This window comes from Rhodothermus bifroesti (genome assembly GCF_017908595.1).
Classification (GTDB): Bacteria; Bacteroidota; Rhodothermia; order Rhodothermales; family Rhodothermaceae; genus Rhodothermus; species Rhodothermus bifroesti.
In genome coordinates this window covers 442,477-463,034 of the sequence record NZ_JAGKTL010000002.1, presented here as the reverse complement: position 1 = coordinate 463,034, position 20,558 = coordinate 442,477, and the positions used below count along the sequence as shown (strand labels likewise).

The following is a 20,558-nucleotide window of genomic DNA, read 5'->3' as shown; positions in this document are numbered from 1 at the left end:
ACACCTAAGTCTTAGAAGTTTGCAGTTTGCGGCGCCAATAACGAGCCAATCCCTGCCAGCTTACGCGTGGTTGCCCAAACCCTTCGTAGCGGGTTAGCAATGCTTCATCTTGCACGCAGGCACGAAGCGCGGCCATAACCTGCGCATGAAACGCTTCGGCTTGCTGGGCCTCATCCCCACCCGCTTCCAACGCGGCACGCACCGCTTCGGCCATTTCACGTAGCCGCTGCGCCATCTCGCGCAGATGGACTGTTGGCATTTCAGAAGGGCCAAAGTGCGTCAGCAAAAGCTGTTTAGGCTGCCATTGGGCCAAGCGCCTTAGGCTTTCCTGCCAGGCCTCAAGCTGAATGTCTGGCGGTGGCGTCACTGGCAGCAGACAACGCGTACCCGTAAGCTGCATACCGGCTGTATCGCCAACAAAAGCAATACCTGTCTGGGTATCTAGAAAACTGACGTGGTGCGAGGCATGGCCAGGAGTATAGGCGACTTCGAGGGTTCGACCACCAAAGCAAAGTTTTGCTCCATCCTTAAGCGTGTTTACCTGGCTTGGAGGAACAGGCAGGACAGTTCCCCAAAGCGCATTCATGAGTTCACCATAAAGCCGGCGTGCACTGTCTAGCAGTCGGTTAGGATCGACCATATGTGGGGCACCGATGGGGTGCACGTATACCTGTATATGGGGGGCTTCCGCGACAATCGCACCGGTTGCCCCAGCGTGGTCTAGGTGGATGTGCGTCAAGAGGAGTGCATGCACATCCGCCAGCGAGAGACCGGCTTGGTGCAGTGCAGCCTTGAGCTGCGGCACCGTTACTGTGGGTCCTGGATCGACCAGCAACAGCCCTTGCGGTGTCTCCACGACCGCGCAAGCAATGAGCCGATCTGTGCCCAGATAGTGCAGGTCGATATAGTAAATGCCCTCGGCAAGCGGAATCATGCGGTGCGATTGTTTTTAGGACGCATTCGTTGGCATAGGCCGCCCATAGCCTGGCGAATGGCCTGTTCGATGAGTGCGTCTCGGTCTACTTCTAGCCGAAGCCGGGCCAGACGCCCGGCTAGCAGCAGGCTCACGATGCCGTGCAGGGCGCTCCAGAAAGCTACTGCAGCTACCCGCACGTCGGGCATTTCTAGCTGATGCTGCTGCACATAGGTGTCAATCGCCTCGACAATAGGATCCAGCAGTCGATAGGCCTGCTCAAGCCGCTCTTCGGGATACGAAGCCAGCTCGCGCGGATGCAGCATAAAGAGCACTTCGTAGGCCTCAGGATGCGTAAGTCCAAAGTCTACGTACGCCCGGGCCAGCGCCTGAAGCCGTTGCCTAGGATCGGTAATAGACTGAATTTCTGGGGCAAAGAAGCGCTCGGCCAGCCGCTCCTGCGCCCGATCCAGCAGCGCAAAAAGAAGGCCTTCTTTGCGCTCAAAGTAGAGATACAAACTACCTACACTGCAACCTGCCCGCTGGGCAATATGCCGCATGGTCAGGCTGCCGTAGCCTTCACGAACCAACAGCTGTTGGGCAGCCTCCAGGATGGCCTCGCGTAGATCTGTACGTTTCAAGTGCAAGAATTCATTACAGATTGAACGACTGTTCACAAAAAAATAGTATCCCTCTTTGCTGGGGTCAAGCCCAAGTGTTTACCCTTTTAGGGTTCTTGGATCGGCGCTGCACCTTTTGACGTTTGCCAGCGTTGAAAGCGGCGTTTCTGGAATCATTGCAGCAAAGCATTGCAATCTGTATGGCCAAAATTGACGGCGTTCGCTTTCTCAACAGCCAGTTTAGGAAAGCCCTCATTTTGGAAAGCCCGGATCCTAGCTTAGACGATTATCTACGGGCGCAGGGCATTGAACCTGAGCGTTTGCCGGATTCGGTTGTCCAGCATCCTGAGGTGGTCATTCAACGCCTCCGGGAAGGTCAGCATGATTTGCTGTTTAAGCGCAGTCGTTTTATCGTAGACGAAGCGATCCTTCAGGCTTCCGAAAACCTAGCTGCTGTCATCTTATGTTGCATTGGGGACGACTCGGTAGACAAAGAGGCGTGCGCTCGCGAGGGGGTTATGGTGATGAACGATCCTATCAGCAATGCACGTTCAGTGGTCGAGCTGGTCTTTGGTGAGATGATCTGCCTAGCGCGGCGGGTATTTCAGGCAAACGAAGCGGCCCATCGGCACATTTGGACTAAGGACAACAAGAAACGGTACGAGCTACTAGGCAAAACCATCTCGATCATTGGATTGGGCAACATCGGCAAACAAGTTGCCCAGATGGCCGAAAAGTTTGGCATGGAAGTGTATTTTTACGACACCCGAGAGGTTGCCCGGGAAGTTGGGGTAACGCTTGGCTGGAAATCTTGCCGAACGCTGACAGAAGCCTTTCGGGCAGGCGATTTTGTAACCGTACACGTTTCTGCAGAAGATCATCACGGCCGTCCCAATCGCAACTTAATCACGTACGAACATTTTGCGCAGCTTGGTGCTGACCGAGGGCCGAACAGCCCACGCATTTTTATCAATGTGGCGCGTGGTTTTGTACACACTCCCGAAGATCTTATCCGGGCTGTGCGGGAAGGCTATGTGCAAGCGGCGGCCGTCGATGTTTATCCCGAGGAACCAGGTAGCAAAGAGGATGCTTGGCATAACCCCTATGCGGGCCTTCCTGAGATTGTGTGCACGCCACATATTGGTGCCGCAACCGAAGAAGCGCAACCACGTATTGCAGCCTACGTAGCCGGCACAGCCCAGCTATTTAACAAATACGGCACGGTTCGGGATACTGTCTTCAGTCCGGGCCAGGTGATTGGCGTCGAAGCGGAACCGCCCTACTGGGTGCTGAGCGTGGTGCACAGCGATGCGCGTGGTACAAAAAAAGCCATCAGCGACGCAATCTACGAAGCCGGAGCGAGCAACCTGCAATCCAACCACCGCGACTTCAGTCGCTATGGTTTTGCTTACGATGTGAGCGCGATCGACAAGCCCCTTAGCGAAGAACAATTGCGCTGCATTATAGAAAAGGCTCGGCGGATCTCAGGTGACCCTACGGCCATCCGAGCTATCCGGCAGTTTTACGTTCCAGCCAATGGCGCTTGAGCTACAGCACCTGGCCGCTACGCCAACGCTCAAGCACACGCTGCCATAGGTCGTAGTAATACGACTGGCGACAAAGCACATAGTGTACTAGCGGCGTAGCCTCTGCATAGTGCACGCGCTCAAAAACAAAGCGATAGCGGGGATCTTGCTCGTTGTAGGTATAATACCAGACTTGTTCGTCGGGGCGGGTTTCGACCGCTAAGGGGGGACCTAAAAGGATATAGACCATACCCCGGTCGGTACGCCACCCCTCTTTGAACGAGGTGAACTGTAGGTTGGCCTGCTCAACGCGTTCATAATAAAGGCGGAGCAAACGGGCCGCCTTACGGCGATCACCAATCAATCGTCCCCAAAACGCATCAAAGCGGGTCCGCTGTTCGCGTTGCGTGGTTGCGCTTCGAAGTGCCTGTTGCTCCTCTGGATAAGTTAAATAGGCCAGGGCTTCAATCAACTCAGGAAGTGTCTCTATATGGGGAAAGGTTGCCCCATGCACCACCAACTCACGCCGACTTAACGCTGGTCGTCGTTGGTTTTCGATGTGTGCGCTTACCTCAACGCGATAGACGCCTCGTTCCACCAGTGGAGGCAGTCGAAAGGTAATCCGCGCCTCACCAACAAGCGCTGCTACTTCGCGGCGGGATACCTGCAACGTTTCGGGTCGATCGTACCAGACACCAAGGTAGTTTAAGGCCCCAGGTGCGGGCATGAGGTCATAGGGGGGACGGGCTGCACTGGTGTCGGTAGGGAAGCGCAGCAATACCATCTGCACCTGGATTCGATGTGCAGGCGCCAGGCGATACAGCTCAACTACGGCTTGGAGCGAGTCTTTACCGGCAGCAAGATGCCATCCAGGCCACACTTCGTAGCGCCCCGAAGCCGTTGGGCGTTCAAGCCATACAGGGCTTAGTGCAGGGCGAGGCGAAGTGGTTTCGGGAAGCTGGACCGTTCGGCGCTGCGTAGCATACCGCTGTGTATTTCGATCGGTAACGCGCACTTCTAGCCGGTAACGACCAGGGCGATAAGGGATAAAACGATGCCAAAGTGACAGGTTATAGGTCTGCGTTGCGGCAAACGTACGGACCCAGAGCGTGTCGTCGTAGGCCTGTTCGTAGTGCAACCGTCCGTCGGTTCCCCAAAACCGTACCAGTACCTCAAAGACAGCTTGGTAAGCGGTGTCGGCATGGGTAAAAATGAAGCTGCGTGGGCGCAAGCCAAGGTAGAGTGCGATCCCTGGCTGTCCTTCGCGCATCACGGGGATCGCCTCCAGGGTAAAACTCGGGCCTGTGGCGTCTTGCGGGCTCACAGGGACGGGCTGCGTGCTGCGGCATCCAAGCACCCCTCCCACCATCACCGTCATGAGCACCAGCTGATGCGCTGCGTTACACGTCATTTCTAGCACCCAAAGGCCTGATGCCAGACGCTTTCAGTGCCGAGCAGCCTGAACGATTGCGGTAAAATCAGCTGCCTTTAGGCTTGCTCCACCAATTAACCCACCATCGACATCTGGCTGGGCAAAAAGGGCTGCGGCATTGTCCGGCTTTACACTACCCCCATAAAGGATATGAAGTGCCCGACCAATGGCATCGCCATAGCGCGCGATGAGCAGCTGACGAATGAGCGCATGCATTTTTTGCGCCTCGTCTGGGGTGGCTGTATGACCGGTCCCAATCGCCCACACCGGCTCGTAAGCAATCACCAGGGCCTCGGCCGATGGGAGCTCAACGCCGTCCAGCACACCCTGAAGCTGACGCTCAACGACCGCCTCAGCCTGCCCGGCCTGACGCTCTGCAAGCGTCTCGCCTACGCAGACGATTGGCACTAGACCGTGCTGCAGGGCTCGCTTAACTTTTTGATTGACAAGGGCATCTGTTTCGCCAAAATACTGACGCCGCTCCGAGTGCCCCAAAATGACGTACCGGCACCCTACGGCCCGCAGCATGGCGGCTGAAACTTCTCCTGTGTAGGCGCCAGCCTCTTCATGATGCATGTTTTGAGCCCCTAACGCAATCGGTGACCCTTCAAGCACTTGGCGCACAGCTTCTAAGTTAACAAATGGAGGGCATACAGCAACACGAATTGGACTGGGGTCGCCTAGGCTGGCCACGATAGCCCGAGCTAGCGCAATGGCTTCCGCTCGGTCGGTATGCATCTTCCAATTTCCGGCAACAAGCATAAAACACCAGGTTTTAGGAGGGTGGGAAAGGCTGCAATCGGGCCAGTGCTTGCTGCAGCTGCACCAGGGCTCCTGGCCCTTCAAAACGTCCAATAAGGCGGCCATCAGGGCCAATCAACCAACGTGCAGGCAAGGCGGTAATACCATACCGTTGTACCAAAGGATCTTGTCTCCCCTGGGGCAAAATAGCCGCCTGGCCAGTCTGAGGGAAACGCTCGTAGAAAGCTTCGTTGACGAGCGTATCGGGTTCAAGCGACAGCGCCAGCACGTTTAGGGGAAGTTTTCGGTAGGCCACCGCCAGGGCGTTCCGGTAGGCCAGCTCATTGAGGTATACAGGGTCTTCAGGCCAGAAGAATTCAAGCAGCACATAACTACCCCGCAAGCCATCTAGCGTAAGCGTTCGTCCATCTAGGGTCGTGACGACGAAGAATGGCGCTTCCATGCCAGGGCGCAGGTGGTCGAGCTCATAGCGCACGCGGGTCACCCACGCCTGCCAAGCGCTGTCGGGGGCCATACGGGCCACTTCTTCTAAAGCTGCCCGTGCCGCCTCATCTTGCAAGCTGTCCATGTAGGCCAGTACCAGTTCAGCCTGGAGGGAAGTCCGCAAAGCCCGTGTCGGCATGCGGGCTTTTATGGCTTCTAGCCAGCGCACACTGGCCGCTTGTCCTTCGCGTCGCGCTAGCTCACGACGTAGCACGTGTACGACCTCAGTATAGCGCGGGTTGGTAGGCGGCAGGCTATCGAACCGCACCAAGGCCTGCGTCGGCGCCCATCCAGCCAGCAACCGCACCGCTTCAGCAGCTGCCCACTGCGCTCCTAACGTTCCCGGATACGTTGTCTCCACGCTATGGAGCAGGGTTAACGTGCGCTCAAGCACCTGTGCTGTGGCCTGTGAATCCAGCTCAGCCTGCAACCCACGTAAAAGGTCCTGGTTATGGAGGGCAATGGCATTCTGGTAAGCCAGCCAAGCTGCATTCTCACGAGAACGCACCAAGAGCCGCCTATTTTGGAGTGGGAAGACTGCCCGAAGCTGCGCCGAATCTCCAGGGGCAACAACCAGACTGCCCGTGGCCAGCACTGTGCCTCGCCGGCTGATCCGAAGAGGATAGATCCCCGGACGCGACGCACGAATGTGCATTACAAAGCGCCCTGTACTATCGGTTATAGCCAGCCCTAACGTATCGGGCAAACCCTCTGTAAGTCGGTAAACCAGCACCTCAAAGCCCCGATAGTCGGGCGTAGGGTCCACCTCTGCAGCCACGGTCAGCTGGCCTTCCAGTACACTCCAGACGGCTATTTCCTCACTTTGGGACCGGCAACCCAGAAGCAGCATACCCAAAAGCAGGCCGGCAATTAGACCAGCGCGATACACCATGATGCGCTTGATTACTTAAGATGTACGGGCTGCTTCTAGACGCGCTTCCAACAACCGGCGCACCAGCTTAGGATCAGGTGCGCCCTCAAAGCGCCGCATCACCTGGCCAATAAAAAATCCCATCAGACCGGTTTTGCCGTTAAGATACGTTTGCACCTTGTCGGGATTTTCGGCCAGCACAGCCTCTACGATGGGAATCAGTGCGCTTTCGTCAGAAACTTGGAGCAGGTTTTGGGCCTCGGCAATCTCCTCTGGCTTTCGCGCGTCCGCAAGCATGGTGTTAAAGATCTCTTGCGCACCGGTAGAGCTGATGCGGTCTTCCAGGCGGAGTCGAATCAGTGCAGCCAGCCGTTCAGGCTCAATGGGGAAAGCCTCAATGCCAATTTGGCGCTCGTTCAACACCCGTAGCACCTCAGTCATCACAAAGTTCGACACGGCCTTTGCCTGCGTTTTTCGATCGCCTTCCGGCATTAGGTGGACCAGTGCAGCCAACGTAGCCTCATAATAGTCAGCTACACCGCGTTCTTCGGTAAGCACACCCGCGTCGTAGGCCGGGAGTCCTAAGGTTTCGACAAAACGGCGGCGACGGACCTCGGGCATCTCAGGCATTTGGGACCGGATGCGTTCCAATAGATCGGTGGTTACCACCACAGGTACCAGGTCCGGATCTGGGAAGTAGCGATAGTCATGTGCTTCTTCCTTGCTGCGCATCGGGCGCGTTTCCTGACGCACAGCATCCCAAAGCCGAGTTTCTTGAACCACCTGCCCTCCCTGTTCTAGAATGGCGATCTGGCGCCGAATTTCGTATTCAAGCGCCCGCTCCACGTTGCGGAAGGAGTTAAGGTTTTTAATTTCTGTTTTCGTGCCCAGTTTTGTCTCCCCTCGAGGGCGCACAGACACATTTGCATCGCAGCGCAGTGAGCCCTCTTCCATATTACCGTCGGAGATACCCAGGTAACGCACGATTTGCCGGATTTTCTGCATGTAGAGGGCTGCTTCCCGAGGCGATCGGATATCGGGCGCCGAAACAATCTCGATAAGCGGCACGCCACAGCGGTTAAAGTCCAACAGTGAATGATAGGGATCCTGGTCGTGCAGGGATTTACCAGCGTCTTCTTCCATGTGGATGCGGATAATGCCAATGCGCTTGCGGACGGGCTCCTGGCCGTCCCCTTCTGGCTCCAGGTCAATCTCGACATAGCCATCATAGCAGATGGGCGTCTCGTACTGAGAAATCTGGTAGCCCTTAGGGAGATCTGGATAAAAGTAGTGCTTACGGGCAAAGATGGAGCGCTCGGCAATTTTGCAATGCGTAGCCAATCCCATGCGCAGCGTGTACTCCACCACGCGCGCGTTCAGCACAGGAAGGGTCCCTGGGTGACCTAGACTGATGGGGTCAACGTTCGTGTTGGGAGGATCGCCAAACTGGGTGGACTCTGGACTAAACGCTTTGGATGCGGTCAGCAGTTGGCAATGCACTTCTAGGCCAATAACCGCTTCGTAGGTCGTGTATCCCATAACAGTGGGTTGGGCTCGCTGCCGTCAGAACGATCGCAGGTTTTCGTAAGATCCTTTAAAGTTAACCTGCTTGCTCCCCCTTGCGCCAGTCTGGCTTGTATTTCTTGCCGATCTTTTGCGTAAAGGTCCTTAGGGCTGGCGTGCGACCACCTGTACGGCTTTACTTTGCGCTGTTTTTAGGTGCAGCAGATAGATTCCTGGCGGGAGCGAAGCAGGCTTCCAGGTTAAGCGATGCACGCCGGCCTCTTGTTTTTCTTGAAGCAGTATCGTTACCTCCTGACCTAATGCATTGTACACCTGTAAAACGACGGGTTGCGGCTGAGAAAGACGATATGTAATTGTTAAGGTGCTACGGAAAGGATTGGGGTAAACCGTAAACTCCAGCGATGCGGGTTCTGCAACATGTTCTGTTGGAAGCAAGTCGGCATACCAGTGGCGATGGGTCCAGCCAATACCCCCATGCGCCATGAGGTTGTAGGTGCCTGGTTCAAAGAAGGCTACGTGATCATGGGAGGAGCCCTGCCCCCAAGGCGTTCGGCAAGGGGTGGAAACCCATGCAGGCTCCCAAAACACCACGCCAAGGCCGCCGGCTTTCATCACGGCGCGCGTCAGGTCGACCATATACCGCAACTGGGTTTCTGGGGAAAAAGGGAAATAGGCGGGGTCAGGCGTGGTGATAATATTGCCTAGCGCATCAAAATTGCGTGACGTCCAGGGATAGGCAGTCTCAAGAATCATCACAGAATAGCCTGGGAAGCTATCTTTCAGATCACGCACTACGGATTCCAGTTGTTGAATGCTACCGCCATGATAGGCATAGTAGTAAGAGAGGCCTATGATGTCGAAATCCCTTACGCCGCGATTCATTAAGCGCTGGAAATGCGTGCGTGCGCCGTTTAGTCCTGCGTAGTGCAGCGCAATCTTGGGCATAAAACTTCCTATTTGCCCCCAATCCCGCACGGCTTGAATCGCTGCATTGAATAGCTGCGCATGGCGGGCCCAGTCCCAGCTTACCGGTTCGGTGCCATTATAGTTGGCATCCATAGCGGCATGAATCAGGATGCCTCGATTGTTTTCGTTGCCGATTTGCACGATTTCAGGTAGTAAACCCTCGCGATCCAGCGTTGCCAATACCTGATAGGTGTAGGCATAGACTGAGTCTTTTAGGGCGTTGAGGTTGTAAGCAACCGCGCGCCAGCGCGCAGGGATGACCTGGCGTCCTGGGTCGGCCCAAAAGTCTGAGTAGTGCAAGGCCAACAACACCTGCATGCCAAACGTGCGCGCGCGGCGGATGGCCTGGCGCACGTCGTCCAGATCGCTGTACTGCGGCTTGACGCCAGAGGGTTGGGGTAGTGCCTGTTGCCAAGACGGCTCAACCCAAAGCCGTAGTCGGACTAGGTTGGTCCCGTGATCGGCAAAAATTTGATACACGTCTTTAGGCACGCTGTTTTCTTTAAAAACAGCGCCGCAGTCCTCCATTTGATTGGCGTAAGAAAGGTCATGCCCGAAATAAAATGGCTGTGCTCGGGTGGTGCTGGCTAGGCATAGGAGCATCCACCCGAGCACGCCACTGATTTTCCTGCTACCCATCAGTATCCTGGATTCTGCTCGACAACCCCTCCGCCCTGTTCAATGACAAATAGTGGGATGGGGAAAAGCACGTGGTGCGGTTGCGCGTTGATACCCCGAAGCCGTGCGTATTCGACAAACTTACCGTGGCGGATTAGGTCCTGGCGACGAACGCCTTCGCTATAAAGCTCGCGGCCCCGTTCCACCAGCAGTGAGTCGCGCAACTGCTCCCGGGAGGTAATTTCAGCCGTAGTCCACGGCGCCAGTCCAGCCCGTTGCCGCACCATGTTCACATACTGCAGCGCTTCAGCAGGCCCACGTTGCTCGTTAATGGCTTCAGCCAGCGATAGCAGCACTTCGGCATAGCGAAAAACCGGCCAGTCGATTTCTGCACCGGCCGAGGTCCCCAGGTTGCCAATGCACTTGAGCGGGATCGCCCCCCGCATGCGCTGACGGGTAACGACGGTGCCGCGAATGTTGGTATAGCTACTCAAAAGGGTTTGGCGTCGCTTGTCATTCTCTTCAAACTGATCATAGAAACTCCAGGGCATCCAAAAGCCGCCCCATCCTTGGGGGCCGGTAATCGTTCGATCGCCTACCTGAGCTGAAGCAAAGTCGTTGGGTAGAATTTCCATCCAGTACCAGTTAGGCGACGACGCGTCGGCCGGAACCGCATAGATGAGCTCAGGATTACGCTCTTCACAAATTTGCGTGTAGTCGGGCATCAGCGTATAGCCCATGTTCATTATTTCTCGAGCCACATTTTCTGCTTCAGCCCAGCGCTTTTCGTGCATATAGAGCCGCAGAAGCAGCATGCGGGCAACACCTTTACTGACGCGCCCCCAGTTGGCCGGATCGTTATTATACTTATCGGGCAGATGCGGAATGGCCTCTTGCAAATCCCGCTCGATCGCGGCCACGTATTCTTCCTTCGAAGGTCGCGGTGTAATTTCGGTGCTGTAGAGCGTTGCTGGATCAAGCTTAACGTTCACAGGGCCAAAAAAGTCGTAGAGAATGTACATCAGCCATGCCCGAAGCACCTTGGTCTCGGCAATATAACGGGCTTTAATGTGCTCTGGAACGTTTGCCGAAGACTTTTGAATTTTATCGATTACATCGGTTGCTCGAGCAACGTAGCGGATTTTCATGTAGTCTGAGGCCTCCACACCGCTAAATGTTGCTGGCCCCCAGGCAAATGTAGTAAACGTAGGGTCCCATCCCGTAGCATACTCATCGGTGGTAATTTCGCTACGAGCCCAGTAGGTTTTGCGGTCGTGATTGTAGAGTGCCGCGTACCATTGACCATCGCCCTGGTCGAGATTACCCCAGTCTGTAGAGAACGCATTGTAGATTGCAATAACGGCGCTATTAAAATCGGCCTCTGAGGAGAAGAAGGTTTGGGGCGTGAGCTCGCTGTAGACTTCGGGCTCAAGCAAATCAGAGCACCCCAGTAGCATCCCCCCTGCTAGACCCAGCCAGGCTACAGCGCATGCTATACGGACAAAACGTTGGCATTTCATAGCAATCCTGATCGTTTAGCTTCACAGTTTAAAACCCTAGCTCCAGTCCAACCGTAATACTGGTGTACTTAGGATACGGGTTGGGCTCGGTATATTCTGGATCAAACCCTGGATAGTTGGTGAGCACACCCAGGTTTTGCACGTCTATAAAGAGTCGTGCCTGACGCACTGACGAAGCCACGCCACCTAGCCAACGCGACGGGATCGTATAGCCCAGGGTAATGCTTTTTAGGCGCAGGAAACTAGCATCGTGCAAGTCAAAATCGGTATTCCCTGTGGGATTATTCGTGGCATAGGGGTTTGCAGCTACACCTGGGCGGGTCCCTTCAGGCTTTGTGGTTGACCAAATGTCCCGCGCGTAGATGGTGGTGTTCATGGGGGTAGTCACCTGCGAAATCGCGTCTACGCTGGGCGCAAAGTTGTTGTAGCGCTTAAAGCCTAGGTAGCCATAGACAAACACGTTGACATCAAAATTTCCTAGGGAGATCGTGTTGTTTAGACCAAGCTGCCAACGGGGCGTGGTGTTGCCCAACAAGACCACGTCCTGCTCATTAAGCACCCCATCGTTGTTTTGGTCCACAAAGATCAGGTTGCCCAAATTCGCATTAGGCATGTAGGCTGGACGGTCCTCTGGCTTTCGAATAATGCCTGCGGTCTGCCAGCCGTAGAGCGCATCCAGCGGATCATGTTCGCCGATGTAGGGCGGAAGCGGCACGCGTGGGTTGCGTTCTACCCAGTAGCTCTTGTAGTAAGCCAGCGTAAGGTCTGTATTCCAGCGAAGCTGGCTGCTGCTCAAGTTTTCCGTATGCAGCGCCAATTCAAAGCCACGGCTTCGCGTAGATCCCACGTTATCGGCCAGGCGACCTACCGGGTTATTTACAGGCAGCGGGTTAAAGTCCAGTAGGTCTCGCGCCGTCTTAACAAAAACATCCAGTGAGCCGCGCACGCGGTAGCGCCAAAGCCCAAAGTCCAACCCTACGTTGAAGGTTTGCACGGTCTCCCATTTAAGGTTAGGGTTAGCGACCTGAGAAACGGCTACGCCGTTGTATTCTGTAGAACCAATGACAAACGGATAGCCCGTGGTGTAGAGCTGCAGGGTGTTGCCGCTGAGTACACTTTCGTTTCCGGCCTCACCATAGCTTAAGCGTAACTTAAGCTGCGAGAGGCTCGCTACGTTGCGCAGGAACGGCTCGTCCGAAAGCAGCCAAGCAAACGATACGCCAGGGAAAAAGCCCCACTTGTGGTTTTCCGAGAAGATGCTCGATCCATCCCGACGCGCAACCAACGTCAGCACATAGCGATCCTGCAGGGCATAGTTGATCCGGGCAAATTGCGAGAGCTTGGTGCGCGCACTCTTCCAAGAGTTCATGATGCTGCGCAGCTTATCGCTGCTTACACCAATGTTATTGTAACCGAAGGCATCTGTAAAGAATCCAACCCCCTGCATAAAACTGCCCTCGGTACCTCCCCGGTAGTAGCCTGCACCAGCAACAGCTGTCAATACGCCAGGACCAACTGAGCCGGTATACGTGAGGTAGGACTCGGCGCTGTAGTTTTGCACGCTATTGGTACTTTTTTGCGCCATGCCTTCAGGCAACACGTCATGATCAGCCGTGCGCGGCAGATAAAATCCACGCAAGGTAGTCTCTTCCTGGTACTGCCCAACGACATTCAGCTGCAACTGGTCTGTCAGGTTAACTTCCAGGGTCGGTGCAGCAAACAGAGACGTTACCCGGCTATCGTCGTCGATGATCAGGAAGGCCGCCGGGTTCATTTGAATGCGATAGTAAGACTTGGTAAAATTGCCGTTTTCGTCGTAAATAGGCACCGTAGGGGCAAACGTCATGGCATTTTGAATCATATTAAACTTTTCTGGCCCCCCGGCATTCGCACCTGTCGACGCATTGTTACCTTCCAAGCGCGTGGCCTGCGTACGCAACCTGAGGCGGACGCCTGAAGACAGGTTTTGGTCAACGTTCAGCCGCAAGCTGTAGCGGTTTAAGTTCGAATTTTTGAGGACAGCATCATTCAGCTGCAAGTTAAACGAGGTATAAAACTGCGTATTGGGCGATCCGCCCCGCACTGCAATGTTGTGTTCGATGACCTGACCGTTTTCTGAAATCAAATCGATCCAGTCGGTCCCACGGCCTGCATTTAGGATATCCGTATCCGAGAAAAGCGGCGTATATGGTGGGACACTGTTGGGATTACGCGAACCGTAAGGCGGTAGCTGATTTTCATACAAGTAGCGGTCGTACGAAAGCCGCCGCTGCTCCTCCATGAACTGACGTGCATTGAGAAGGGGAAAATAATCTTGCATGCGCTGGGCTGTATAGCTGCCGCGATAATCTACCCGTACAGCCCCTGCACGACCAGACTTGGTCGTGATTAAGACCACACCGTTAGCAGCCGCCGAGCCGTAGATTGCTGCAGCACTGGCGTCCTTAAGCACAGTAATCGATTCAATATCCGACGGATTCAGAAAGGCCAGGGGATCCCGATCTACACCTCCGTAGAACCCTAGGTCGCGGTCATAAAGCCCAGGGTCTGACTGCCGATACTCGGTAATCGGCACACCATCGATCACATAGAGCGGCGTATTGTTGCCTCGCGGCGAGATCGCCCCGCGCACGTTGACAGAAACCCCACCCCCAGGTTGCGTTGTCCGCACCCGCAGGTCTAAGCCCGGCACCTTGCCTTGCACCATTTGGTTGACAGAGAGCGTGGCGATAGGGTTAAGCTCTTCGGCATTGACCGTGGTTACTGCACCGCCCACTTCGCGCTGCCGGAGCGTTCCATAGCCAATCACGACCACCTCTTCGCCAAGAATCACGGCAGGCCGCAGCTCGACATGAATCACTGTACGGCCGGCTACAGGGACAACCGCTGTCTCAAAGCCCACAAACGAAAAGACCAGGGTATCGTTTGGCGAAGGCACTACGAGCACATAGCGGCCATCCAAATCCGTAGCCGTACCCACAGTGGTGCCTGAAACTACCACATTGACGCCGGGTAACCCTTGTCCATCTTCAGCCGACGTCACCCGGCCAGAAACCGTAAGCTGGGCATAGACCGACAAGGGGGGATACACGATCCAGAGCCCCCACCCCATCAGCAGCCCCAAAAACATACGGCGCAACAGCAGCAATCGATAACGGATCATAGCAGGTTTGATTTAGCTTTACAAGGCTACAAACTTCGTGATTTCAAAACCCAGGAGCCAATCAAGGTGCACTCAGCTCAAGGCCTGTAGCTCACTAAACGCGAGAGCACGGCCCCATCGGCCTCCAAACGCACCAGATACACCCCAGCTGAAAGCCGCCCCGGACGCCAAACAACTTCATGCCTACCGGCAGGAAGCAGGCCGTCTACCAAACGCGCGACTTCTTGGCCAGTTAAAGCATATACCGCCAAGTGCACACGCGTAGGACGGGACAAGGCGATCGCTAGGGTGGTCTGCCGTCCAAAAGGATTGGGATAGCCAGCTTCAAGCACCAATCCCTCCGGTCGCCCAACTACAGTTTCGCTGGCCGTAGCCGTTGAGCGGAAAAGCCGAACGTTATCAATCTCTACAAACGTATTCGGGTCACTGTCGATGTTATCAATGGCAACGCCAACGCGGTGACCAATTGCCTCCGGAAGCTCGCTGGCTGTAAAAGAAACCGAATATGTATCCATCACATCGAAAACCTCAACCGTATCGGCTGCAGCAACCCGGCGCTCACCATTGAACTCATAAATAATGGCAATTTGAACCAGCCAGGCCATCCAGCTATTGCGTAGATCGACATAAAGCGTAAGGACGTCATTTTCTTGAATCACGTAATCTGTGAGCTGCCAGATCGCCGGATCTCGACTAGCTAGCCAGGCCGCACACGTGCCATCCGTAGCATTTGTATTCTCGGACACCCCTGAGTCCTCTGCAGGCGCATCCATATTCCAACCTGGGATCCGCTCCCAGTCCGTTTCCCGCACACACGGCGTGCTGCCATCAGGAGCCTGCTCAAAACTGGGATTCGCAAGTGGAATCGCTTCCTGTGCAAAAAGCACCGGCACCGCCCCAAAGCTCAAACCCCATAGGCCAATCCATAGACGTAACCATCGATGCATAGCTACCTCCTATAAGTTTTTCATTTCCCAGATCAGTTTTCTTCATGCAAAAACCTTTTAAACCGGTTCAGATATAAGATATAACGATTACTTCATAAAGATCAAGCCTACAGCATCATGAAGAAAGCATGAAAGTGCCTTTGCTTAAGGTGCTTACCTTAGGGTTCATTGAAGTCCAAAACCCTGCAGGACTTCGTCGACATGTTGGGCTACTTTAGGCCTACGAATAATGGCGTAAACGAGACCGGCCTCATCGATCAAAAACGTGGTACGCTGGATGCCCATAAACTTACGGCCATACAGCGTGCGTTCTCCCCAAACCCCATAAGCCCGACAGATGTTTGCCTCTGGATCTGCAATAAGCGAGAAAGGCAACCCGTACTTCTCTGCAAAACGCCGGTGGCTGCTGGCATCATCCGCCGACACGCCCAGTACCACAATGCCAGCCGCTTGTAGCCTTGCATATCCGTCACGCAAACTGCAGGCCTGCTTGGTACAACCTGGGGTGTCGTCTTTTGGATAAAAGTACAGGGCTACTTTTTTGCCTAGAAAATCACGTAACCGAATCCTCCGACCATGCTGGTCAATCCCTTCAAAATCCGGAGCCCTCTGACCCACTTCGGGCATATTGTGCATTGCTGACATCCTGCCTTGAAAGCTTAAAAACGAAGCAGTTGCTCTAAGGCCGGGCGCAACCGCGGCCGCGCAGAAAATACCTGCGCTTCAAGGGTTGGCGCAAACGGCACAGGCAAATCTGCAGCAGCTACCCGCATGATGGGGGCATCAAGCCACATAAACCCAGCCTCGGCAATTTCAGCAGCAAGCTCGGCTCCAAAGCCAGCCGTACGCGTCGCCTCGTGCAGCACCAACACGCGTCCGGTGCGTGCCACCGAAGCCAGGACCGTTTCTCGATCCCATGGCACCAAGGTGCGCAGGTCGATTACTTCCAGCGATACGCCACGCTCGGCCCACCAAGCGGCTTCTTCTAGCGCCCAGTGTACACCAACACCATAGGTTACAATGGTCGCATCCGTGCCAGCGCGAACAATCCGGGCTTGCCCTAGCGGTACATGATAGATGCCTTCCGGTACCAGTCCCGACACGGCCCGATAAAGCAACTTGTGCTCGAAAAATAAAACCGGATTGGGTTCTTCAATGGCAGTCAGGAGTAACCCTTTGGCATCTTCTGGCGTAGCTGGCACAACTACCTTTAACCCAGGCACATGACAAAACCAGGCTTCTTTGCACTGAGAGTGAAAAGGACCAGCCCCAATACCGCCCCCAAACGGGGCCCGGATGGTTACGTTCACCGGTTGCCCCCAGCGATAGTGCGTAGTGGCCAAGTTGTTTACGATCTGGTTAAAGGCGCATGAAATAAAATCGGCGTATTGGATTTCTACTACAGGTTTAAACCCTTCAAGCGCAAGCCCTAGAGCGGCTCCTACCGCACCGCTTTCAATAATCGGGGTATTGCGCACCCGTTCCTTACCAAAACGCTCGACAAAGCCTTCAGTCACTTTAAACACGCCCCCATACTCAGCAATGTCTTGGCCCATGAGAAGCACCCGCTCGTCTTGCTCCATAGCCAAGCGCAAGGCTTCAGAAATGGCATCGACAAAGCGCAGCTCACGCTCAGAAGGCTCGGCTTTTCGAAGTGCCAAAAATGGCGGCGCAAACAGCTCGGCCTGCTCACGCTCAAGTGTGCTTTGCACTTCAGGCTGCGCCAGCGCAAACTCGGTTGCCTCCCATACGGCGGCCTCTAATTCCGCCCGAATCGCTTGCCTTTCCTCGCGGCTTAAAACGCCTTCCTGCTCGAGCAAGGCTTCGAAACGATCGATCGGGTCTTTTTTGCGCCACTGCTCCAGTAAGGCTTTAGGGACGTACTTCGTGCCAGAGGCCTCCTCATGTCCCCGCATGCGGAAAGTCTTCATTTCCAAAAGCGTAGGGCCTTCGCCCGCGCGGGCACGCTCGGCAGCACGACGCACCGCTTCGATGACAGCCAGTACGTCGTTTCCATCAATCACTGCGCCTACCATACCATAGCCTACAGCAGCATCGGCTACGTTTTCCACCGGAATGGCTTCGCGTGCAGGCGTCGATAGGCCGTAGCCATTGTTTTCCACCACAAAAATCACGGGCAACTTCCACACAGCCGCTAAGTTAAGCGCCTCATGAAAGTCTCCTTCGCGCGTTCCCCCTTCGCCCGTAAAGGCCAAAACAACAAAGTCTTCTTGCTTAAGGCGGGCCGCCAGTCCTAGCCCACAAGCCACAGGCAGCATGGCAGCCATATGTGAAATCATCCCAATGATGCGATAAGCCGGCAGTCCAAAGTGAAAGGTGCGATCTCGCCCTTTGGTGAACCCCCCGTCTCGACCCATGAGCTGGCAAAACAGAGGGCGCAGCGGCACGCCACGGGTCGTCCACACCCCGAGGTTGCGGTGCATGGGGAGAATGTAATCGCGCGCCTCCAGGGCCCACGTGCACCCCACAGCAATGGCTTCCTGGCCGTAGCCACTAAACCACTTCGAAAGCCTGCCCTGCCGAATCAAGCGCAGCATGCGTTCCTCGATAAGCCGAGGCAGCAAAAGCGCCCGGTACAGCGCTTTGAGATCGATTTCTGCTACAACCGCCATTTTAATTCACTGCCCTTTGCCTGCCAGCATGGTATAAATTGTCCGAAAAAGAATTTTTAAATCCATCCGCAGGCTCATGTTCTCAATATAAAACAGGTCAAACTTAACCTTCTGGCGCACGTCTTCAAGGCTGTTGTCGTATTTCCAGCGCACCTGAGCCCATCCCGTAATGCCAGGCTTGACGCGGTGACGGCGGTTGTAGAGTGGAATTTCTCGCGCTAGCTGCTCCACAAAAAACGGCCGCTCAGGCCGAGGACCCACCAGGCTCATATCGCCTTTGAGCACGTTCCAAAACTGCGGCACCTCATCCAGTCGGGTGCGGCGCAGCCAGCGACCAATCGGTGTAATGCGCGGATCGTCTTTGGTTGCCCAAACCGGCCCCGTACGCGCTTCGGCATCGACATACATGGTGCGAAACTTGTAAAGCGTAAAGATGCGGCCATGCTGCCCAACGCGCTGCTGCCGGTAGATTGCTGGACCCGGAGAGGTCAAGCGAATAAGCAAACCGATCGCCAGCCAGAGCGGCAACCCCAACACCAACACGACCAGCGAAACGGCCACGTCCATCAGACGCTTCATGCTTTGCTCCCAAGCTGGCATGGGTTCCGGCAGCACTTCAATAAGGGGCAGACCATACATATGCTCCGTGCGGGCCATACCCCCAATAAGCGTGTAAAAGTCCGGCACCAGCTTCAGCTTGACTGGCTTACCATCGCACAGCCGGAGCACTTCAAGCAGCGCATCATGGTCACGCCCCTCCAAGGCAATCAGCACATCTTCCACCTTGAGCTCGTCGATAAGCCGCGGCAAGGCTTCAATCGTACAGGCCGATGTGCTTGTCATCGTAGCTACAGCTGTTGGGTCACCCCCTTCAGCTTCAAAGAGGGCTGAAGATTCGCCAGGTCGAGCAAGTCGAATTGCGCCCACAACTTTTAACCCTGCCTCTGGATAGCGGGCAACCTCTTGGTAGAGCTCTTCGACCTTATCACCCCACCCTACAATAAGCGCCCGATGCACACCATAGCCATGCACCCGAAGCACCTTCTGGACTGTACGCACGCCCAATCGCCCTACCGACACCAACCCGTATACCGATGCCCAGTAGAAGAAAATGGCCTCCCGCGTGGAACTTGGCTCCAAGGTGTCAATGAAAATCGCAAAGACCAAAATCAATACCCCTACACTCACTACCTTAAACAGCGCCACCAGCTCGTCTAACCGGCTGTCGGCGTAACGCTCGCGATACAGACCCGAAAAGGCAAACAGCAGCATCCAATAAGCCGTCATCAATAACATCGGAAACCCAAACGCGGCCGGATACAACACCGGTGGCCCAAACCACTGCCATTCAAAACGGGCCAAATAAAGCAACCCGTAGGCCAGGCTAAACATCAGGCCATCGATAAGCAGTAAGGCAGCGAGCTCTACGCGACGCGACACGGGAACGCTTTTACAGTTTGAAGCAATGTAGTAGCAAGAAAGGCGCTAGGGCTCTAAGACTTTTTGTTCACTTTTTGTTCGTTCCCTGCCCTAAATATACAATAACCATTCCCAAAAGAAAGTCGCCTTTGACGCCATGCCGTCACGCTGGCCATCTTATCTGAATTTAAGCCCACCCGAGTGGCAACATCGGGTCGAGCAGGCTCTGGCCATGCTGGCCGAATGCCGGGCCTGCCCACGTGACTGTGGCGTTAATCGGCTAGAAGATCGCTACGCAGCCTGCAAAACAGGCCGATACGCGCTGGTTAGCAGCTACTTTCCGCATTTTGGCGAAGAAGACTGCCTGCGTGGTTGGAATGGCTCGGGAACCATCTTTTTTGCCCATTGCAACCTGCGCTGCGTATTTTGCCAAAACTATGAAATCAGTCAGGCCATTAAGCCCCACAAAGCGCCTCCAGGGCATCCACCAGAAGCCATTGCTGCCATGATGCTGGAACTGCAGGCGCTTGGCTGCCACAACATCAATCTGGTCACCCCCGAGCACGTTGTGCCACAGGTCATCGAAGCACTCGCGATTGCTGTAGCCCGTGGACTGCGGTTACCTATTGTCTACAATACCAGCGCCTACGACAGCCTCGAAAGTCTACGCTTGCTTGAAGGCATTGTGGATATCTACATGCCGGACTTTAAGTTTTGGAGTCCAGACCTGAGCCAGCGTTACATGAAAGCGGCTGACTATCCTGAGCATGCCCGCGCAGCCATTAAAGAAATGCACCGGCAGGTAGGCGATCTCGTACTTGATGACGAAGGGCTTGCACGCCGAGGCCTGCTCATCCGACATTTGGTCATGCCAGGCTGCCTAGAGGAAACGCGGGCTATTTTAACTTGGATTGCTCGAGAGTTGGGACCCAACACCTACGTTAACCTTATGGACCAGTATTACCCTGCCGGTCGCGTCGATCGCAGTACCTTTCCCGAACTCAACCGCCGCCTAAGCCCTAGCGAATTTGCTCAAGCCTTGCACATGGCCGCTGAACTCGGTCTGCATCGCCTAGACCGCCGCCGTCCTCACCCCCGTCTACAAATGAAAAGCCCTTGGTTTTACTAAGCCTCAAACACATGCATTCAAGCTAAGCGCAT

General features: G+C 55.1%; 15 protein-coding genes. 2 read left to right on the top strand and 13 right to left on the bottom strand.

Annotation, left to right across the window (positions count from 1 at the left end; genetic code table 11):
- Nucleotides 1-4 precede the first annotated feature (4 nt).
- Together J8E65_RS05725 and J8E65_RS05720 are read right to left on the bottom strand one after the other, a co-directional pair.
- A complete protein-coding gene (locus J8E65_RS05725) occupies nt 5-934 on the bottom strand; it encodes an MBL fold metallo-hydrolase (protein WP_210374603.1) in 930 nt (309 codons plus the stop codon).
- Nucleotides 931-1,554: a TetR/AcrR family transcriptional regulator gene (locus tag J8E65_RS05720; protein WP_210374601.1), complete on the bottom strand. Its 624-nt coding sequence runs from the start codon at nt 1,552-1,554 to the stop codon at nt 931-933. Before J8E65_RS05720 ends, J8E65_RS05725 begins: the two co-directional genes overlap by 4 nt.
- 179 nt (nt 1,555-1,733) lie before the next feature.
- Between J8E65_RS05720 and J8E65_RS05715 the strand changes: the two genes are divergently transcribed.
- Entirely contained in the window at nt 1,734-3,080 is a 1,347-nt protein-coding gene (locus J8E65_RS05715; protein ID WP_210374599.1) for an NAD(P)-dependent oxidoreductase, read from the top strand.
- A gap of 1 nt (nt 3,081) precedes the next feature.
- On the opposite strand, the gene J8E65_RS05710 is transcribed toward J8E65_RS05715, so the two are convergent.
- The 11 genes from J8E65_RS05710 to J8E65_RS05660 form a co-directional block, all read right to left on the bottom strand.
- Nucleotides 3,082-4,470, bottom strand: coding sequence for a GWxTD domain-containing protein (locus J8E65_RS05710; RefSeq protein ID WP_210374597.1), 1,389 nt, complete (start codon nt 4,468-4,470; stop codon nt 3,082-3,084).
- A gap of 33 nt (nt 4,471-4,503) precedes the next feature.
- The gene (gene tpiA / locus J8E65_RS05705) at nt 4,504-5,253 is read right to left on the bottom strand and encodes a triose-phosphate isomerase (protein WP_210374595.1); all 750 of its coding nucleotides are present in this window, start codon (nt 5,251-5,253) and stop codon (nt 4,504-4,506) included.
- Nucleotides 5,254-5,266: 13 nt separating this feature from the next.
- Complete coding sequence (locus J8E65_RS05700) at nt 5,267-6,628, bottom strand: TlpA family protein disulfide reductase (RefSeq protein ID WP_210374593.1); 1,362 nt, start codon at nt 6,626-6,628, stop codon at nt 5,267-5,269.
- A 15-nt stretch (nt 6,629-6,643) separates the two neighbouring features.
- Nucleotides 6,644-8,146 (bottom strand): Asp-tRNA(Asn)/Glu-tRNA(Gln) amidotransferase subunit GatB, encoded by a 1,503-nt coding sequence (gene gatB / locus J8E65_RS05695; protein WP_210374591.1) that lies wholly within the window; start codon nt 8,144-8,146, stop codon nt 6,644-6,646.
- Between the two features lie 129 nt (nt 8,147-8,275).
- Nucleotides 8,276-9,736: a glycosyl hydrolase 53 family protein gene (locus J8E65_RS05690; protein ID WP_210374589.1), complete on the bottom strand. Its 1,461-nt coding sequence runs from the start codon at nt 9,734-9,736 to the stop codon at nt 8,276-8,278.
- Nucleotides 9,736-11,235, bottom strand: coding sequence for a RagB/SusD family nutrient uptake outer membrane protein (locus tag J8E65_RS05685; protein ID WP_210374586.1), 1,500 nt, complete (start codon nt 11,233-11,235; stop codon nt 9,736-9,738). Before J8E65_RS05685 ends, J8E65_RS05690 begins: the two co-directional genes overlap by 1 nt.
- A 28-nt stretch (nt 11,236-11,263) precedes the next feature.
- Nucleotides 11,264-14,398: a SusC/RagA family TonB-linked outer membrane protein gene (locus J8E65_RS05680; protein ID WP_210374584.1), complete on the bottom strand. Its 3,135-nt coding sequence runs from the start codon at nt 14,396-14,398 to the stop codon at nt 11,264-11,266.
- A 77-nt stretch (nt 14,399-14,475) separates the two neighbouring features.
- Nucleotides 14,476-15,345 (bottom strand): T9SS type A sorting domain-containing protein, encoded by an 870-nt coding sequence (locus tag J8E65_RS05675; RefSeq protein ID WP_210374582.1) that lies wholly within the window; start codon nt 15,343-15,345, stop codon nt 14,476-14,478.
- 165 nt (nt 15,346-15,510) lie between these two features.
- Complete coding sequence (gene bcp / locus J8E65_RS05670) at nt 15,511-15,972, bottom strand: thioredoxin-dependent thiol peroxidase (protein ID WP_210374942.1); 462 nt, start codon at nt 15,970-15,972, stop codon at nt 15,511-15,513.
- Nucleotides 15,973-16,004: 32 nt separating this feature from the next.
- Nucleotides 16,005-17,978 (bottom strand): alpha-ketoacid dehydrogenase subunit alpha/beta, encoded by a 1,974-nt coding sequence (locus J8E65_RS05665; RefSeq protein WP_210374580.1) that lies wholly within the window; start codon nt 17,976-17,978, stop codon nt 16,005-16,007.
- A gap of 6 nt (nt 17,979-17,984) precedes the next feature.
- Complete coding sequence (locus J8E65_RS05660) at nt 17,985-19,418, bottom strand: exopolysaccharide biosynthesis polyprenyl glycosylphosphotransferase (protein WP_210374578.1); 1,434 nt, start codon at nt 19,416-19,418, stop codon at nt 17,985-17,987.
- Nucleotides 19,419-19,554: 136 nt separating this feature from the next.
- Between J8E65_RS05660 and J8E65_RS05655 the strand changes: the two genes are divergently transcribed.
- Nucleotides 19,555-20,526 (top strand): radical SAM protein, encoded by a 972-nt coding sequence (locus J8E65_RS05655; protein ID WP_210374576.1) that lies wholly within the window; start codon nt 19,555-19,557, stop codon nt 20,524-20,526.
- The last annotated feature ends 32 nt before the right edge of the window (nt 20,527-20,558 follow it).

Coding starts and splice junctions, on each gene's coding strand:
- J8E65_RS05655 (WP_210374576.1), top strand. CDS start 19,555: ATGCCGTCACGCTGGCCATCTTATCTGAATTTAAGCCCACCCGAGTGG.
- J8E65_RS05690 (WP_210374589.1), bottom strand. CDS start 9,736: ATGGGTAGCAGGAAAATCAGTGGCGTGCTCGGGTGGATGCTCCTATGC.
- gatB (WP_210374591.1), bottom strand. CDS start 8,146: ATGGGATACACGACCTACGAAGCGGTTATTGGCCTAGAAGTGCATTGC.
- J8E65_RS05675 (WP_210374582.1), bottom strand. CDS start 15,345: ATGCATCGATGGTTACGTCTATGGATTGGCCTATGGGGTTTGAGCTTT.
- bcp (WP_210374942.1), bottom strand. CDS start 15,972: ATGCCCGAAGTGGGTCAGAGGGCTCCGGATTTTGAAGGGATTGACCAG.
- J8E65_RS05685 (WP_210374586.1), bottom strand. CDS start 11,235: ATGAAATGCCAACGTTTTGTCCGTATAGCATGCGCTGTAGCCTGGCTG.
- J8E65_RS05680 (WP_210374584.1), bottom strand. CDS start 14,398: ATGATCCGTTATCGATTGCTGCTGTTGCGCCGTATGTTTTTGGGGCTG.
- J8E65_RS05715 (WP_210374599.1), top strand. CDS start 1,734: ATGGCCAAAATTGACGGCGTTCGCTTTCTCAACAGCCAGTTTAGGAAA.
- J8E65_RS05665 (WP_210374580.1), bottom strand. CDS start 17,978: ATGGCGGTTGTAGCAGAAATCGATCTCAAAGCGCTGTACCGGGCGCTT.
- J8E65_RS05725 (WP_210374603.1), bottom strand. CDS start 934: ATGATTCCGCTTGCCGAGGGCATTTACTATATCGACCTGCACTATCTG.
- J8E65_RS05700 (WP_210374593.1), bottom strand. CDS start 6,628: ATGGTGTATCGCGCTGGTCTAATTGCCGGCCTGCTTTTGGGTATGCTG.
- J8E65_RS05710 (WP_210374597.1), bottom strand. CDS start 4,470: ATGACGTGTAACGCAGCGCATCAGCTGGTGCTCATGACGGTGATGGTG.
- tpiA (WP_210374595.1), bottom strand. CDS start 5,253: ATGCTTGTTGCCGGAAATTGGAAGATGCATACCGACCGAGCGGAAGCC.